Origin of the sequence: Mesorhizobium denitrificans (assembly GCF_003403035.1) — a bacterium.
GTDB lineage: Bacteria > Pseudomonadota > Alphaproteobacteria > Rhizobiales > Rhizobiaceae > Mesorhizobium_G > Mesorhizobium_G denitrificans.
In genome coordinates this window covers 257,841-274,330 of record NZ_QURN01000001.1, presented here as the reverse complement: position 1 = coordinate 274,330, position 16,490 = coordinate 257,841, and the positions used below count along the sequence as shown (strand labels likewise).

Below are 16,490 nucleotides of genomic sequence, written 5' to 3'. Positions count from 1 at the left end.
TAGTTCAAGTGTTTTTTTCGCTGTCCGCTGTTGGGAAGCGCTTGGCAAATTCCTGTTCTTTGCCGGCAGCCAGCAGCTTTGCCTGTTGAACCCATTTCTCGCGCTTGATGCGACCGTCGAACTCGAGATATTCTTCCACGCGCTTTATATCCGCAGCCGTCCATGCAGCGATCTGCGCAAAGGTTGTGATGCCGTGCTTGTTCAACTTTCCCTCGTTGACCGGGCCGATACCGATCAGGCGTCGCAGGTTGTCTTTTTTCGATGTATTCGCCGGTTTAGAATTTGGCGCCGCGGGCTTCTGAGTGGGTGCCTTCGGCGATTTGGCTTTGGCCAATTTTGGAGGCCTTTCGCCAGTTGCGGGTTTAGAGACAGTTGAGTCTGTCGATGTAGACAGCAACGCCACGGGCGCAGATGCGGCAGGTTTATTCCGCAACTGGCTTTCCAGATCGGCGCGCGCTCTACCGCATTCTTCAAGTTCTCGCGTCAAACGAGCTGTATCAGCCTTAAGCCTGTCACGTTCGCCACGCATGGATTCCAGGTCGCGCTGAAGGTTGTCTTTTTCGCTACCTTGGCGGCCCCACAAGAACCAGCCAAGCAGCAATCCAACTATGAGTGCCAAAAGCATATAGAAAAATGTCATCAGTCCTCTCCACGATCTGCTTCATCACATCATCGTCAAATCGAGCCAAAAATAAAGTGTTGAACCCCGCAGAAAAAATCTGCGTGCGATTATCAGATCAAATGTCCATTCTCAAACTAACTGCTCGGGCAACCCAGTGAAATCGCTGAGCTCATATTTGCGATAGCAAACGGGAAAACGGCAACGAATATCTCGGCAGTACAGCCGAACGCGCGCTGATCGAATAGGACTGGCCTGAGCTTTGAAGACTATGATTTTGGGGCGGTTCGCGCACGTTTGATCTGTATCAAGGTGAGGCGCGCGGCGTCCGATATATTCTATTCACAATACGCACAACAATGGTGAAGATGAACGCAATGGAACCAGACCCGGTGGCTCTTGCCGATACTCCCGCGCTGACAGGTGGCCCGGACACGCTGCAGCGGGGCTTCGAGACTGGCGAATATCCGTACAAGGACCGGATGAGCCAATCAGACTACGAGGCGCGCAAGGCCGGTCTGCAAATCGAATTGCTTAAGGCACAGGACTGGATCAAGCAAACCAACCAGAGGGTGGTGGTGCTGTTCGAAGGGCGGGATGCCGCTGGCAAGGGCGGAACCATAAAGCGCTTCATGGAGCATCTGAACCCGCGCGGCGCAAAGGTGATCGCACTCGAAAAGCCGAGCGAGCGGGAAGCCACCAGCTGGTACTTCCAGCGATACATCAACCATCTCCCGGCCGGCGGTGAAATCGTCCTGTTCGACCGTTCATGGTACAATCGCGCCGGCGTTGAGCGCGTTATGGGCTTCTGCCACCCCAACGACTATCTCGAATTCATGCGCGAGGCACCGGAACTGGAGCGCATGTTTGTGCGCTCCGGCATCCGTCTCTTCAAATTCTGGTTTTCCGTCACGCAGGAGGAGCAGCGGCGCCGGTTCGATCAGCGGGAGAACGACCCGCTCAAACGCTGGAAGCTGTCGCCCATCGACAAGGCGTCACTCGACAAGTGGGACGAGTACACCGAGGCCAAGGAAGCAATGTTCTTCTATACCGACACCGCAGACGCGCCGTGGACGGTGGTGAAGTCGGACGACAAGAAGCGTGCGCGGTTGAACGCCATGCAGCATTTTCTGCAGGCCCTGCCATATCCGGACAAGGACGCATCGGTTGTCACCGGCCCCGACCCGCTCATCGTCGGCAGTTCGTCCCAGGTCATCGGCATGTCGGAAGGCATACTAGGCGCAAGTGTTCACCCCAATTCCCGTCGGGCGAAGGCGAACGGCGCGGCGACGAAGGCGAAAACTTCGACCATCCCCACCAAAGCGGCCGGCACGAAGTAACATAGTATACGCGGCCACGTTCATCCGAACCCTGACTTGGCCTGAATTCGGATATCGGTTGATAAAAGCTTGGGATCAAGCATTCAGGACAGGATTTCCGCCACCTTTTCGCAGCCTCGCGGCCGCGCAGCGCTCGCGGAAATCCAGGCTATAGGGATCCACTGGGCCGAAGCGATTAGGATCGTATATGCTTGTGTCGATGTCAGTAGGCTGACCTGTAACGATCGCGGCGATCACCGACCCGAAACCACCAGAGGCGGCGAGACCGGATCCACAGCAACCGCCAGCGATGATCACGCCGGACGATCCCTTCGGTCGCCCCAGCAGGAACTTGCCGTCAGGGGTGTACATCGTCAATCCCGCGATATGGTGGGCGAAACGCCATTCGTCGATTCCTGGGACAACTGGTTTCAGCGCATTGGCCTGATCGATCAGGATGTCCATATCCTCAGCCTCGTCGATGAGATTCATAGCACCCATGTCGCTATCCAGTTCGCCTGGGTCGTATGTTTTGGATTTGGGCTCTCGCAAACCGACCAGCAAGCCGCCAACCTCGGGGCGTATATATGCTTGCATGTCTGGCAACATCACGGTGGGCTGATCTGATGGGCCGTTGCCGTCAGGCGCTGTGATCCAATAGTGGCTACGGGTCGGCGCGCCCGCAAGCCTAAAGTTAAATGAAGACGCGAGCGAGATTCCCCATACACCGGCTGCGCAGACTACCCAGCGAGCGCGTATCTCACCGGATCGTGTTGCGACGCCGACGACCTCCCCGCCGTCTTCCAACAAGCCGGTTACTTCTATACCGCGCTTGATCCTTGCGCCTCCCTTTCTGGCGGCACGGGCATATGCCGCGGTGAGCAGCGCACCATCGAGATAGCCGTCTTCCGGAACGAAGATAATACGAAGTGCCGCATCGGATTTAAGCCAAGGAACATGCTCTTTAGCTTCTTGTCGGTCGATTTCATGAATACCGATAGATAACGCGCGCATCGCGTCCTCTGCCGTGCGCATCTTTTGCAAGTGAGCTTCGCTGAATATAGCGCTCACGCTGCCATGTTGATGAAATCCCACGGACTCGCCGAGGGTTTCTTCGAGCTTTACAATGTCCTCCCGGGTTCTGGTAACCATCTTGATTCTGTTGGCATCGCCAGACCCATGATCAAGCAACCCAGCCGCTCGTGATGTGGCCCCGCTGGCGAGCTCATTTCGTTCCAATACGAGCACATCGCTGATTCCAGCCTCGATCAGATGCCAGGCGGCGGATACCCCGACAACACCGCCTCCAATAATGACAACGTCTGCTTTGTCGATGTAGTTTTGCATGTCCGTTACCTTTGAATATCGAAAGCGGTGGGGTGGGCCCGTTGGCGCAGGCCGCAATGAATTATGGCGAACCGAACGCGCGCCTCAGCAAAGCGTCACAAACAAGTTTGCGCATTTGTTTCGAACATCTAACGCTTACGCCAGGTTTGCGTGCGCACGAGCAAGAACCGTGAAATCACGCCATGCACCAATCGGGCGAAGACATTGGTGTAGAAGATCATCATGCCCATCGCCGCAGCCGGCGCGATATCGCCCGCATCGTCCATGTTCAACACTGCGACGGAGGCAAGCTGCGTTTGCGTCGAATACAGGAATACGACCGCCGAAACCGTCGTCATCGCATTGACGAACAGATAGATCGCAATATCGAGGATGGCAGGCAGGCAGACCGGCACGGTCACACGGAAGAACAGCTTATGGAAAGGCTGCTTCAGCGAAGCCGCTACAGGCTCGAACTCGCGGTCCATTTGCTTGAGCGCGGTCAGGGCCGTCAGGTGCGAAACTGTATAGAAGTGCGTCACCGTACACACGACCAGAATGGTCATGGTGCCGTAGATCGTGTTCAGCGGATTGGCCGGATTGTTGAAGAAGAAAATGTAAGCAAGACCCAGCACCATACCCGGCACCGCCATCGGCAGCATCGCGAGGAACTGGAACATTGAGCGCCCAATTCGAAAGCCGTCGCTCTTCTCAACCATATAAGCCCCGGTAAACACGATGACCGTACCGAAGAAAGCAGTGAGCAGAGCCATTTTGATTGAGTTGTGATAGGCACCCCATCCGCCGCCATCCATCAGGTCGAAGCGGAAGTTGCGCATGCTGAGCGTCAGGTCGTAAGGCCAGAACTTCACCGTTGCAGCAAGCTGGCACACTCCGATCATGACAAGAATGAAAGCCGCTATCAGGCTACAATATGCAAAGCATCCCCAGTCGAACCCCGGATTAGGTTTGGGATCATACGGAACCGAACGCGCGGAGAGCAGCGCGACCTGCTTTTTCTGGATGGCTCGATCAACGAAGAATGCGACCACAGCAGGCACCAGCAGCAGCACCGATACGACCGCGCCCATTTCGAAATTTTGCTGGCCGATAACCTGCTTGTAGATATCGACGGCGAGCATGTTGTATTGCCCGCCGATCACCTTCGGCAGACCGAAATCGGTGATTACCATGGTGAACACGACAAAGGCCGCGGAGATTATACCGTAACGGGCACCGGGAACCGTGACGGTCCAGAAGGTACGCCATTTTGACGCCCGCAGAGACGCTGCGGCCTCATAGTGTCGCGCATCAGCCACCGACAATGCGGTAGAGATGATCAGCAGCGCATGTGGCAGCGTGAAGAATACCGAACCGATCACGATGCCGATCGGGCCATAGATGGAATAGCCCATCATCCAGTTTTTGAGCAGGCCTTGGTTCCCGAACAGATAAACCAGCGCGATACCCGGCAGCAGCGAAGGTACCAGAATGGGAATAGTCACGATCAGCCGGAATACGCTTTTGAAGGGCATCCGGCTTCGGTTGAGCGCATAACCGAGGCCGAAGGCAATGCCTATGACGAGTACAGTGCTGATCACACCCATCAACAGGGAGTTGCCGATGGATTTCGCAAGTGCCGGTGTCGAGAAATAGCTGACGAAATTGTCGAGGCCGATCGTGCTCACGGGCCGCAACACGACGCGACGGAATGTGTTGGAATCCAGTTCCACCCAGTCCTTGCCACGCTTCAGTTCCGAGCCGACCAGGAAGGATGCGTTATCGGTCGTGGCACGAATGCGGTATTTGACCGGGCTGCGGAAGGAAAAGTCCTGAAACAGGCCGGTAACATGCAGCCGTCCATCGGAGCTTGTATTGAGTTGGTCCGGCGTGATCGCATTCACTTCGGCATTCAGGTCCGCCACTGTTCGTGCTGGGCTGAAATTTGTGCCCGTCTCGTCGCTGCGCTGAATTTCGAAGATGTTCAGGTCGAACTGATAAGTCGAAAGCGATTTCGACAGCAGCACGTAAAGCGGCAATGCCAGCGCAACTATCAGATAAAGCGAGATGACGAGCATCAGGCCGCGCTTGACCATGTCGTCGGAGGAAAGTTGCGGGCGCAGCGTCCGGCCCCTGGGCATCGTGGCTGTTGCGACCGACATGTCAGCCAGCCTTCGCAAAGACCAGCATGCGGCCTTGCGGTAGTTCCGCGCGCATCTGGCCGCCGGTTTCGATTCCAAGCCGACGCACGGCATTGAGGGAGAAATCGGCTACGAGAATGTTCTCGCCGAAGCGTGGCGAGGCAAGGCGGCAGCGCCAGAAACTGCCGAGGAATTCCATCTGGTCAACGGTCACGTCGATCAGGTTTTCAGGCGTGCCTATCTGCTCAGTGCCGTCGAGCGAATGGGGAATGACGTCCACGGGGCGGATCACCGCTGTCACTTCGCTGCCGGGGGCGATATCGTGCGGCGCGCAGACAAGGTCGGTGCCGCCCAATGCGACGCGTCCAGTATCCGTTACCTTTGCGGGAAACTGGTTCGTCTCGCCTATGAAGTCGGCAACGAACAGCGTTTTTGGGTGCCTATAAACTTCTGTTGGGGTGCCGATCTGCTCGATCACGCCGTGGTTCATCACGACGATACGGTCGGCCATTGAGAGCGCTTCTTCCTGATCGTGCGTAACCATGATGGTTGTTACACCGAGCTTGCGCTGCAACTCCTTTATTTCGTGGCGAAGGTGAACACGCACCTTGGCGTCGAGCGCCGAAAGCGGCTCATCCAGCAGCAGCAAGCCGGGCGAAACCGCCATGGCGCGGGCAAGAGCAATGCGCTGTTGCTGACCACCGGAAAGCTGTGCCGGATATTTCTTCGCTTGACTGGAAAGCCCGACGAGTTCCAGCAGTTCTGCCACCCGAGCCTTGATTTCGGCCTTGGGACGGTTTGCGTTTTCCAAGCCAAATGCAATGTTCTTCTCGATAGTCAGATTCGGAAACAGCGCGTAGGATTGAAACACAATGCCATAGTCGCGTTTCGAGGGAGGCAGGGTGGAAATGTCCCTACCGGCCTGTTGGATCGTGCCCAGCGTTTGCAGGTCAAGCCCCGCGATAGCGCGCAGGAGCGTGGTCTTGCCGCAACCGGATGGACCTAGAAAGCAGACGAACTCACCGTCTTTGATCGAGAGCGACACGCCTTTCAGCGCCAGAAAATCGCCGAACGATTTCCATATATTGTCGATGGCAAGATAATCTGCCGCCGCAGGGTGCGCCCCCTGCATATCCGGTGCAGATCTTACCGGCGTCGCCGCCTCGGATACGGTCACGTGTCTCATCGCCTCCACCAGACGTTGAATTGAAGAAGGGCGCCGCTTTTGCGACGCCCTTCTGTTCGATCAGGTCTTGGGTTCCGACTTGGAGTCGTAGCGCTTGGCCCATTCCGTCAGAATGTTCTTGCGGTTGTTCGCCGCCCATTCGAAATCATTCTTGATCATGTGATCGGCAACGTTGGCGGGCAGGTTTTCGACCGGCTTGGCAATACCGGGGTAAGCGAGAACGGCATAACCTTGATTGTACATCTCGTTAGCTTCCTTGGAGACTGAGAAGTCAACGAGCTTCTGCGCGGCTTCCAGATTGGCCGTACCCGCGATGATGGCGGTGGCTTCTGCTTCCCAGCCGGAGCCTTCTTCCGGGAAGATGATTTCGATGGGCGCGCCAGCCGATTTCGCCTTGGCGCCCGGAAATTCAAACGAAACGCCAACAATGGTTTCACCAGCACCTGCCATCTTGCAGGGCTTGGAGCCGGAATGCGTGTAAGCGGAGATGTTTTCGTGGAGACCATCCATGAACTTCCAGGCCTCTTCCTCGCCGAACATCTGGATCCAGGCTGACACATCCAAGAACCGGTGCCGGACGAATTCGGGTTCGGCATGACGACATGGCCCTTGTATTCGGGCTTGGTCAGATCCTTCCAGCTTTTCGGCGCGGGCAGACCGATCTTTTCGGCTTCCACTGTGTTGAAACAGACCGCGGCCACATAAGCGTCCATGCCGGTCCAGGACGGAGGTGTACTGGTGTCCACGAAACGGGGGTCGAGCTTTTCGACCCCTGCCGGCGCATAAGGCTCAAGCATGCCCTCGCCCTTAAGCAGCAGCAGCGATGTCGCAGCAAGGCCCCACACAACATCAGCCTGCGGATTGTCTTTTTCCGCGAGCAGCTTGGCGGTCATAACGCCTGTGGAGTCGCGCACCCAGTTGATCTTAATGTCGGGATTGGCCTTCTCGAATGTCTCTTTGTAGCGGTCGAGATCAACAGCTTCGACCGCGGTATAGACGGTCAGGTTCGTCTCAGCAAAAGCAGCGGAAGCTGCAAGTGTCGCAGCCAGACCCGCGACGATAGAAATGACGGTGGATTTCATTGTGGGTTCCCCATTCGGTGTCACATTCTGCGATGTTTGAGACGTGCGCCTTTCAGCGCCCACCAGTCCGAACTTGCTGATGCGTTTCGTCCTCAGACAAAGGTAGGAGTGGGTAAACAATAAGGAAAATCTATTTATCCTATACTGCGATAGGGTGAGCTGATATTTGTCACCTGTCCGTCATGTAGCCCTAATCCGAGCCAAAGCAGGCTCGTCTTTCATTAGCCCATAAGGGCTTTTCAGGCGCGAAGCGTGGGTAAAATGGGAGTGATCCGAGGCGCAGAATGGCGCCATCCAGGCGCGCCACGACGTCCGCACCCGTTCGAAAAATCTCTTGAATTATCTGGGGATCAGCGCGTCGCCGCGTGGCAGCCAAAGCATACGCGAGCACATAATGCCCTCGCCGACAAAGGTGAGAATCTATCCCATCAGGCGGCGAGTTTGGCGCGCTCTTCCAGCGCGGCATTTGGCGGCGCTGCGTCGGTGACACCCATTTCGGCGAGGGACTGGCGTGCGGCTTCCACCACGCGGCGCATTACATGCTCGTCCATACGCCCGATGCAGCCGATACGGAACGAATCCACCACAGTCAGCTTGCCGGGGTAGATAATAAATCCCTTTTCCTTCATCAGGTCGTAGAAACGGTTGAACACGAATTTTTCATCTGCCGGGCAGAAGAAGGTGACGATGATCGGCGACAACCAATTCTCGGCTAGCAGCGTCTCGAAGCCCAGGCCACGCATTCCTGCCACCATCACGTCCCGGTTCTTTTCATAGCGCGCGCCGCGCGCCGGCACGCCGCCTTCGGCTTCATGCATCTTGAGTGCTTCGATGAAAGCAGCGACCACATGGGTCGGCGGCGTGAAGCGCCATTGCCCGGTCTTTTCCATCGCCGCCCATTGAGCGTAGACGTCGAGTGAAAGCGAATGGCAGTTGCCTTTCGCAGCTTCCAGTTCTCTCTTCTTAGCAATGACGAAGCCAAAGCCCGGCACGCCTTCAATGCACTTGTTTGCCGACGAGACCATCGCCTCATAGGGAATGTCGTTCACGTCGAGAGCGACCGCGCCGAACGCACTCATGGAATCCACCAGCAGCTTGCGGCCACGGGAATAGACCGCATTGGCAATCTCAAGGACGGGATTGAGGATGCCGGAACTCGTCTCGCAATGAATGGCGATGACATGGGTGATCGCCGGGTCGGCGTCGAGCGCGGCAGCAACTTCGTCGCCGCGCGGCGGCAGGTAGTCGCCCTTGTCAATCAGCGTATAGGCACGCCCCAGATATTGCATCGTTTGGGCGGCGCGCAGACCGTAGGCGCCGTTTGCCAGCACCAGAAGTTTTCCGTCTTTCGGCACGAAGCTTCCGAGCATCGCCTCGACGCAGAACGAACCAGACCCTTGCATCGGCACGCAATCATATTCGCCCTTCGTGTCGCCAGTCAGCGCCAACAGGCGGCGGCGCAGGTCGGCAGTCATGGCGCGAAAATCACCATCCCACGATCCCCAGTCGCGCAGCATCGCCTGCTTCACCGAATAGGCGGTGGTCAGCGGACCGGGCGTCAGCAAATAGGGCTCGCCAAGCGCGGGCGCTTCGAAAATGCCAGCTCCGGTGACGTTCTTTTCGGCGCCCATGGATATCCTCCAATTTCTTTGCGCCCTGATTCATAGGTGCGGTTGACCTATCTGCAAAATCGTTATTTTGTATCCTTCAATAAGCCCTACAGATGTATTGAGGAATCCCCTGCGCTACGTTCAGCTTCGAGCCTTCCACTATGTAGCAATCTGCGGCGGCTTTTCGCGCGCGGCGGAAGCGCTGTTCCTGACACAGCCGGCGATCTCTGATCAGGTGCGCAAACTGGAAGAGGAGTATGACGTCCTGCTCTTCAACCGCCATAAGAAGCAGGTGAACCTGACACGTCAGGGCGAGCGGCTTCTGGAAATCACTAGGCGCATGTTCGACACCGAACAGCAGGCGCTGGACCTGTTGTCGGAATCCCGCGCACTTCGCTCCGGCACGCTGCGCGTGATTGCCGATGCGGCACACCACCTCTTGCACATTCTTGCGAAGTTCCGCGCGAAATATCCGGGTATCCGCATCACGCTTCGCACCGGCAACACGGAAACGGTCATTGCCAACCTGTTCGCCTATGAGGCGGATATCGGCGTGCTGGGCGAGATTCCCACCGGTCGCGAGTTCGACATTCTCAAACTCAATTCCTCACCGATCATCGCATTTGTCGCACGAAGCCACCCACTTGCCGGAACGGGCAAGCTGACTCTCCAGCAGCTTGCCGGGCAACCCCTCGTCATGCGCGAGCGCGGTTCCAAAACGCGCCATAAGTTGGAGACTCTCGCTCAATCGCACGGTGTCGAATTGAAACCGGCAATCGAAGCCGAAGGCAGGGAGGCCGTGCGCGAAATCGTGACCTCAGGCGCTGGTATCGGCTTCGTCTCGCGGGCCGAGTTCGGCTCTGATGACAGGCTCCTGCCTATCGAGATCGACGCGCCGGAAATGCTGATGGACGAAGCGCTCATCTGCCTGCATGAACGCTCGTCCGGTAAGTTGGTTAGGGCGTTTTGGGAGATGGCGCGGTTGTCTGTTGATGATTGAGACAGTCGAACACGGCCCCGAAGCGCCTGCCCTGCACCTCATTTACCCGTCGGCTGAACTTTGAAGTTCTCTCACTACCTACCAGGGAAGCGAAAAGGTCTTCACGTTGGTGAACGACTTCATCGCCTCGATGACGCCTTCCTTGTAGCCGTTACCGGAATCCTTGATGCCGCCGAAGGGGCTCATCTCGATGCGATAGCCCGGTACTTCCCAAATATTGACCGTGCCGACCTTCAGCCCTGCGACGTATTTCTGCATCCGGCGAAGATCATTGGTGCATACGCCCGATGAAAGCCCGAAGGCGGTGGAGTTGGAAAGCTTTATCAGTTCGTCGTCATTGTCCGGCGCGCGTACGATCGGCACGATCGGCCCGAACGTCTCCTCCATGACCAGTTCGGATTTATGAGGCACACGATCCACCACAATGGGAGGCAGGAGCGCGCCCTTGCGGCCCGGATCGTAAAGCACTTCGGCGCCCTGCTCCGCAGCCATATAGACGCGCTTCTCGAATAGGGCAGCCGCCTTTTCATGAACCACGGTGCCGAGGTCGGTTGCGCGATCCATCGGGTCACCGAACCGGATCTTCTTGGCGCGTTCGAGCACCATCGGAACGAAGCGGTCCGCAATGCTTTCTTGCACAAGAATGCGCTTGACTGCCGTGCAGCGCTGGCCGGAATTTTTCGTTGCGCCCGCAACGGCCAGATCGGCGGCTTTTGCCAGATCGTCGTCGGACAGATCATTCAGGATAATCAGCGGATCGTTGCCACCAAGTTCCAGCACCTGCCGCTTGTAGCCTGCCTTTGACGCGATCATCTTGCCCACCGGTACACCGCCGGTAAAAGTGATCAGGTCGATGTTCGGATTGGTGATCATCTCATCACCAATGTCCGCTGGCCAGCCGGTGACGACCGACAGCATTTCCGGCGGCAGTCCCGCTTCATAAATAATGTCAGCGAGAATAAGCGCCGTCATGGGCGTCAGTTCGGTAGGCTTCACGACGACGCAATTGTTTGTGGCAATAGCGGGCGCGATCTTGTGCGACACCATGTTGAGCGGATGGTTGAAAGGCGTGATGGCGGATATCGCGCCAATCAACGGCTCGCGCATCGTGAAAATCTTGCGCTGCTTGCCATGGGGGGTGAGATCGCAGGAGAAAATCTCGCCATCGTCATGAAGGCACAACTGACCTGTCAGCGAGAAAACGTCGAAGGCGCGACCGACCTCATAAAGCGAGTCCTGCTTGGAAATACCAAGTTCGGACGTCACCAGGTCGGAGATTTCCTCCTTCCGCGAGTTGAGCAGTTCCGCGGTCTTGAGAAGAATCTTCTGGCGGTCATAGCGGCTCAGCTTTGGTGTGTAGTTTGCAGCAATCTCGAACGCCTTGCGAGCATGTTCGGCATTGCCTGCCGGTACAGTTCCCACTACCGCATCATTATAGGGGTAGTGAACGTTTATTGTCGCGTCGGCGTCCACCATTTTGCCAGCAACGCGCATCGGTTCATGACGAACCTTGATCTGCTCCGGCTTGTTCATGGCTTGCTCCTCAGGCGTTCGTCAGGGCGGCTGCGGTGGCGGCGTAGAAGAACGCGTCGAAATTGCGCAGCGTCGGCGCGTCTGGCATGTCTTTCAGCACACGATTGACGATGAACGGCACCGCCTGTTCAGTCAGTCCGCCATGTGAGCGCAGCGGCTCGTTGAGTGCTGCGAGATTGTGCCTGTGTTCCGATGTGCCAATGGTCTTGTTCTCGCCGGAGATCATGATGATGTCACCGATGCGATCCTCTGGCAGTTCAAAGCGCGCGACGCCTTCCTCGCGGCCCAAAACCAGCGTTATGCCCTCAATCTTGCGGAGCTTTTCCATGATTGCCTCGCGGTCCGCGTCTTTTAGCAGATAGGCCGTAGCGAAGGAGCCGAGCGCACCGTGATGGACGACATAAGGATCAGTGATTGGCAGGATGACCCGCGCCGCGTCCTTGCCGAGCCATTCGTCCATCAGATCCTGAACGTAGACGACGTTAGGCGAACCGTCGGCATGATGCTTCGGCTTCATGCCGTGGTCGGCGGTCACAACAATGGCCGCGCCAAGCGCATCAAGTTCGGTCAGGTACTTGTCGAACATTTCATAGAAGTCGTTCGCCTGCTTCACGCCCGGCGCATATTTGTGCTGCACATAGTCGGTGGTGGTCAGGTACATCACATCAGGCCGCCACTCTCTCAGTAGCTTAACGCCAGCGGCGAAAACGAACTCCGACAGTTCGGCGGAATAGACTTCCGGCACGGGACGGCTCAGCCAATTCGAAGCATTGTCGATGCCGTGCTCGGCCTTCGTCGTGGTATCCGACTTTTCCGATGAGAAGCAGATGGCGCGGTCGTCATCGAATTTCAGACCGTGCCCGAGCAGCGCGCGCAATTTGTCCTTGGCGGTGACGACCGCCACTTTCGCACCCGCGTCATAGAATGCTTTGAACACCGTCGGCGCGCGCAGGAACTTCGGATCGTTCATCATAACTTCCTCCCCCGTTTCCGGATTGTAGAGGTAGTTGCCGCAAATACCGTGCACGACAGGCGGGCGGCCCGTCGCAATGGAAAGATTGTTCGGGTTGGTGAAACTGGGGATCACGGAAAAAGCGGTGCGCACTGTGCCCTTCTTCCTAATCCGCTCCAGCGTGGGCATCAGTCCGGCATTGATGGCTTCGTCCAGATAGGCAGGCTCACAACCGTCGAGGCAGATGGCGATGGCCGGTACGCGTGGCCAAGGATATTTCCGGCCGTTCGATTCGACCGAAACGGGGGACATCTGGTTCATGGATTTTTTCCTTGTTGCGCGTCCAACGCCTAGCGTCAGCAACGCGCCTTGATATCGAGAATTCTTTTGAACCAGATCGACCTATTTGCCAAATCGTTATTCTTTATCGGTGTTATAGATGCGAGCTATGCATTTTACTTCGCTAGGCGACGCAAGCTCGCGCCAACGAGCAGGGCACGTCGGGCGTGTTCTGAACGGTACCAAGGTCTTCCAAGATGCAACCCAAGTCTGATCGACTACACCTGACGTTCGAGACATTTGTGGCCTTGCGCTTAGGCTCGTCTGTCACTTGGCCAGTGCCTCACGTCCGGGCTAAGCAAAACAGCTTCTCCGTCGGTTCTTCAATGACACCATCCGCTTCAGTTTCCTCAGATTCTTCCGTTTTCGTCATACTTGTTTGCATCTCTGCGATCTTCCTCCTTTCAGGCATGGATGTCGTGATGAAGAGTCTTGTGCTCGCCATCGGCGTTTATAATACGATGCTGTGGCGCAGTGTCATGGCGGCGGCGCTGTGCGGCGTCGCCTGGTCCGTGACGAATGATAAACCGCCAAGTCGAGACGCCATGAAACTGCATGTCTGGCGCGGCGTGGTTGTATGCTTTGTTGCTACGAGCTTCTTCTGGGGTCTGGCGCGGCTGCCGCTCGCTGAAGCCATCGCGCTGAGTTTCATCGCGCCTTTTGTCGCGCTGTATCTGGCCGCGGCTCTGCTTGGAGAGCGCATTAGCCGCCTGGTAGTTTGGGGCTCGCTTGCCTCAATGACCGGCGTCATGATCATACTGCTCGGCAAGTTCGGCGATATGGCCTATTCGCGGGATGCGTTCCTGGGTGTGGCTGCAATCCTGATCTCAGCACTGCTCTACGGCTACAATCTCGTACTCGGTCGATCGCAAGCCCAGATCGCGCCACCGCTGGAAATCGCGTTTTTCCAAAACCTGACAGTCGCTGCCGTGCTTGCGCTGGCGGCTCCATGGCTCGCCCACTTCATACCTGCTCAGCACTGGCCTGCCCTGCTTGCGGCGATCGCACTGCTGCTTTCCGGGCAAATACTGATGAGTTGGGCCTATGCGCGCGCTGAGGCACAATACCTTATCCCGACCGAGTACACCGCCTTTGTCTGGGCGGCAATTCTCGGCTGGATCGCATTCGGCGAAACTGTGGGGTTGATCACCATTGCCGGGGCGGGTTTGATTATTGCTGGTTGCCTCTTCGCCGCATCTGGAAAGCCGAAACTGGCGAAGCCGATCGAGCCGGCCGGCGTTTGAAACACAACGTTCCAGCCCCCTAGGTATATTTGCAGATTTTGCACATGCGGGCTTTGCCCCTGACACGTGCCGGCGTAACCGCATCTGCGCGCAGCAGCTTTGCGGTCTCAGCTTCGGCCTATTTTGCCCACCCTCTATTGCAGCGAGATAACGACGCAGGCATTAAAGATAGATTGACAATATATGTTTTACGCCTGAACATCATTGCAACTTTTGAGCTTGTCATCGCTCGGTGGAAAAATTCTGGTTCGATAAAAATGACGGGCGCACCTCTCTCTCGCTGGACGATGGCGTTCTTTGCCTTTTCGTTGATGTGCCTGATCGGTGCGCAGATGCTGCTCGCTGCCGGATATGGCTTTCCGGTTGATGACATCGCCGCGCCGGAAACACTGGTTGTCGTACATCTCACAAGCATCGGCTGGCTCAGCGTGCTGATGTGTGGCGCCCTGTTCCAATTCATGCCCGTGTTGGTTGACCGACCATTGAGCAGACCGGCCCTCGTCCTGCCTGCCCTTTTTCTGCTTGCGAGCGGATTGGCCTTTCTAGTGAGCGGCTTCATTCAGCTTTCAGGCGCGATCGAAAGCGATTGGCCTTTGCTTGCAATCGGCGGTTGCTTTTTGATACTTGGATTTGCGCTGGCTGTTTGGGTGCTGGTAGAAACCTTGTGGAGCGCGCGACCGCTTCCCCTCCCGGCCCGGTTCGTAGCGGTTGGGCTCACCTGCCTGTTGCTGTTGGGCGTGCTCGGATCGGTGTTTGCACATCTTCTTTCCGGGCTGATTGAGTCAGATCAAATAGCCGAAAACCTCAACCAGTACGTTGCCCTTCACGCTGCACTCGGCATCGGGGGCTGGCTCTCCTTCTGCGCCATTGGCGTGAGCTACAGGCTGTTGCCCATGTTCATGCTTGCGCCTGATAGTGATGGCGTCACGTCGAGCTATGTCTGGCTGACCGGCACATCTGCGCTTGTGGTTTCAAGCGTGGGGGTTCCTCTGGAAATCCTGCTGGTTGGTTCGGCGACTGTTTCGGCAATCATCGCTGCATGCTTTCTTTATATTATGCTGGCGCTTTATGCTGTGGATCTGCTGTCCATCTATCGCAATCGCAGGCGACGAGAAGTCGAACTCAACATAAAGGCTGCAGGCGGCGCATTCGCCGCGCTTTATCTTTCGGCCATACTCGGCGCCGTTCTCGCAGCAACCGGCCAACTTCAGGCCGAACTCGGAGCACTTGTCTATCTCGTGGCGTTCGGATGGCTTGGTGGCCTTGGACTGTCGCAACTCTATAAGATCGTGCCGTTCATCACATGGATGGAATGCTACGGCCCGCTGATGGGTCGAAAGCCCACACCAAGGGTACAGGACCTTGTTTGCGAACGCCGCGATGGGCCGTGGTTCGTGCTCTATTTTCTTGGCGTGGGAAGCGGAGCCATCTCGCTCTTGTTCCACCGCCCAGACCTGTTTCGGCTCTGCGCTCTGGCTACCCTCTTGGCAACAGTGGCGATTGTCGTGGAGCTGGTTCTTGCCCGCCGCCTGTCAAACGTTTCTGCCGCACGGCGACTTCCCGAAGGCGCGCATCTTCCGCGCTTGTTCGTGGTTGCTGGTAAAAAATAGGAGTAAACCATGTCGCATCCCCCGCTTGATCTGGATGTGCGTCCGATTTTGCGCGCAGGCGGTGAGCCATTCAGTGCAATCATGGAGGCTGTGGACTCCCTTGCACCCGGCCAGGGGCTGCGGCTGCTGGCAAGTTTCAAGCCGGTTCCACTCTTTCAGGTGCTTGGCTCACGCGGGTTCGAACCATCCGCGCGCGAAATCGGCAATGGCGATTGGGAAGTGTTGTTTTGCCCGACTAACGCCGGTGCAGAGATTCCATCGAAAACGGATCAACCCAACATCACCGATGAATGGCCTCTTCCTTCGGTGGAGATCGACTGCCGTGACCTGTTCCCGCCCGAACCGATGGTGAAGGTTCTGGAAGCAACGGAGGCGCTTGCCACCGGCGAAACGGTAGCTGCGCTGCTTCCACGTGAACCTCGGCTTCTCTTTCCCGAGCTGCAAAATCGCGGACATATGTGGAAAGGCGAGCAACAGAAAGATGGCTCATACCGGATTATCGTTCGCGTAGGCGCAAAGTGAGGTGACC

General features: G+C 56.9%; 12 protein-coding genes and 1 pseudogene. 5 read left to right on the top strand and 8 right to left on the bottom strand.

What is annotated here, in order from left to right:
- Positions 1–4 precede the first annotated feature (4 nt).
- Positions 5–601 (bottom strand): proton-conducting membrane transporter, encoded by a 597-nt coding sequence (locus DY251_RS01275; RefSeq protein WP_342633547.1) that lies wholly within the window; start codon positions 599–601, stop codon positions 5–7.
- A gap of 386 nt (positions 602–987) precedes the next feature.
- On the opposite strand from DY251_RS01275, the gene ppk2 reads away from it, so the two are divergent.
- A complete protein-coding gene (gene ppk2, locus DY251_RS01270) occupies positions 988–1,959 on the top strand; it encodes a polyphosphate kinase 2 (protein ID WP_425373263.1) in 972 nt (323 codons plus the stop codon).
- A 75-nt stretch (positions 1,960–2,034) separates the two neighbouring features.
- On the opposite strand, the gene DY251_RS01265 is transcribed toward ppk2, so the two are convergent.
- From DY251_RS01265 to DY251_RS01245, 5 genes and pseudogenes are all read right to left on the bottom strand, one after another.
- Positions 2,035–3,285, bottom strand: coding sequence for an NAD(P)/FAD-dependent oxidoreductase (locus DY251_RS01265; protein WP_116622017.1), 1,251 nt, complete (start codon positions 3,283–3,285; stop codon positions 2,035–2,037).
- 128 nt (positions 3,286–3,413) lie between these two features.
- Positions 3,414–5,426 carry a putative 2-aminoethylphosphonate ABC transporter permease subunit gene (locus DY251_RS01260; protein ID WP_116622016.1) on the bottom strand — a complete coding sequence of 671 codons (2,013 nt, stop codon included), beginning with the start codon at positions 5,424–5,426 and terminating at the stop codon, positions 3,414–3,416.
- A gap of 1 nt (position 5,427) precedes the next feature.
- Positions 5,428–6,591, bottom strand: a complete 1,164-nt coding sequence (locus DY251_RS01255) for a putative 2-aminoethylphosphonate ABC transporter ATP-binding protein (protein ID WP_116622015.1) — start codon at positions 6,589–6,591, stop codon at positions 5,428–5,430.
- Positions 6,592–6,651: 60 nt separating this feature from the next.
- A pseudogene (locus tag DY251_RS01250) lies at positions 6,652–7,673 on the bottom strand (putative 2-aminoethylphosphonate ABC transporter substrate-binding protein).
- 428 nt (positions 7,674–8,101) lie between these two features.
- Positions 8,102–9,304, bottom strand: a complete 1,203-nt coding sequence (locus tag DY251_RS01245) for a 2-aminoethylphosphonate--pyruvate transaminase (RefSeq protein WP_116622014.1) — start codon at positions 9,302–9,304, stop codon at positions 8,102–8,104.
- A 109-nt stretch (positions 9,305–9,413) separates the two neighbouring features.
- On the opposite strand from DY251_RS01245, the gene DY251_RS01240 reads away from it, so the two are divergent.
- The gene (locus DY251_RS01240) at positions 9,414–10,283 is read left to right on the top strand and encodes a LysR substrate-binding domain-containing protein (RefSeq protein ID WP_116622282.1); all 870 of its coding nucleotides are present in this window, start codon (positions 9,414–9,416) and stop codon (positions 10,281–10,283) included.
- 78 nt (positions 10,284–10,361) lie between these two features.
- On the opposite strand, the gene phnY is transcribed toward DY251_RS01240, so the two are convergent.
- Positions 10,362–11,816 (bottom strand): phosphonoacetaldehyde dehydrogenase, encoded by a 1,455-nt coding sequence (phnY, locus tag DY251_RS01235; RefSeq protein ID WP_116622013.1) that lies wholly within the window; start codon positions 11,814–11,816, stop codon positions 10,362–10,364.
- A gap of 10 nt (positions 11,817–11,826) precedes the next feature.
- Positions 11,827–13,089, bottom strand: coding sequence for a phosphonoacetate hydrolase (gene phnA, locus DY251_RS01230; RefSeq protein ID WP_116622012.1), 1,263 nt, complete (start codon positions 13,087–13,089; stop codon positions 11,827–11,829).
- A 344-nt stretch (positions 13,090–13,433) separates the two neighbouring features.
- Here phnA and DY251_RS01225 point away from each other — a divergent pair, with 344 nt between their 5' ends.
- The 3 genes from DY251_RS01225 (at position 13,434) to DY251_RS01215 (ending at position 16,483) form a co-directional block, all read left to right on the top strand.
- Positions 13,434–14,351 carry a DMT family transporter gene (locus DY251_RS01225; protein ID WP_116622011.1) on the top strand — a complete coding sequence of 306 codons (918 nt, stop codon included), beginning with the start codon at positions 13,434–13,436 and terminating at the stop codon, positions 14,349–14,351.
- A gap of 257 nt (positions 14,352–14,608) precedes the next feature.
- Entirely contained in the window at positions 14,609–15,961 is a 1,353-nt protein-coding gene (locus DY251_RS01220; protein WP_116622281.1) for a hypothetical protein, read from the top strand.
- Between the two features lie 9 nt (positions 15,962–15,970).
- Positions 15,971–16,483 carry a DUF2249 domain-containing protein gene (locus DY251_RS01215; protein WP_116622010.1) on the top strand — a complete coding sequence of 171 codons (513 nt, stop codon included), beginning with the start codon at positions 15,971–15,973 and terminating at the stop codon, positions 16,481–16,483.
- Positions 16,484–16,490: the final 7 nt, after the last annotated feature.

Excerpts from the sequence above, each read along its gene's own strand:
- ppk2 (WP_425373263.1), top strand. The coding sequence starts at position 988 with ATGAACGCAATGGAACCAGACCCGGTGGCTCTTGCCGATACTCCCGCG.
- DY251_RS01265 (WP_116622017.1), bottom strand. The coding sequence starts at position 3,285 with ATGCAAAACTACATCGACAAAGCAGACGTTGTCATTATTGGAGGCGGT.
- DY251_RS01260 (WP_116622016.1), bottom strand. The coding sequence starts at position 5,426 with ATGTCGGTCGCAACAGCCACGATGCCCAGGGGCCGGACGCTGCGCCCG.
- DY251_RS01255 (WP_116622015.1), bottom strand. The coding sequence starts at position 6,591 with ATGAGACACGTGACCGTATCCGAGGCGGCGACGCCGGTAAGATCTGCA.
- DY251_RS01245 (WP_116622014.1), bottom strand. The coding sequence starts at position 9,304 with ATGGGCGCCGAAAAGAACGTCACCGGAGCTGGCATTTTCGAAGCGCCC.
- phnY (WP_116622013.1), bottom strand. The coding sequence starts at position 11,816 with ATGAACAAGCCGGAGCAGATCAAGGTTCGTCATGAACCGATGCGCGTT.
- phnA (WP_116622012.1), bottom strand. The coding sequence starts at position 13,089 with ATGAACCAGATGTCCCCCGTTTCGGTCGAATCGAACGGCCGGAAATAT.
- DY251_RS01225 (WP_116622011.1), top strand. The coding sequence starts at position 13,434 with ATGACACCATCCGCTTCAGTTTCCTCAGATTCTTCCGTTTTCGTCATA.
- DY251_RS01220 (WP_116622281.1), top strand. The coding sequence starts at position 14,609 with ATGACGGGCGCACCTCTCTCTCGCTGGACGATGGCGTTCTTTGCCTTT.
- DY251_RS01215 (WP_116622010.1), top strand. The coding sequence starts at position 15,971 with ATGTCGCATCCCCCGCTTGATCTGGATGTGCGTCCGATTTTGCGCGCA.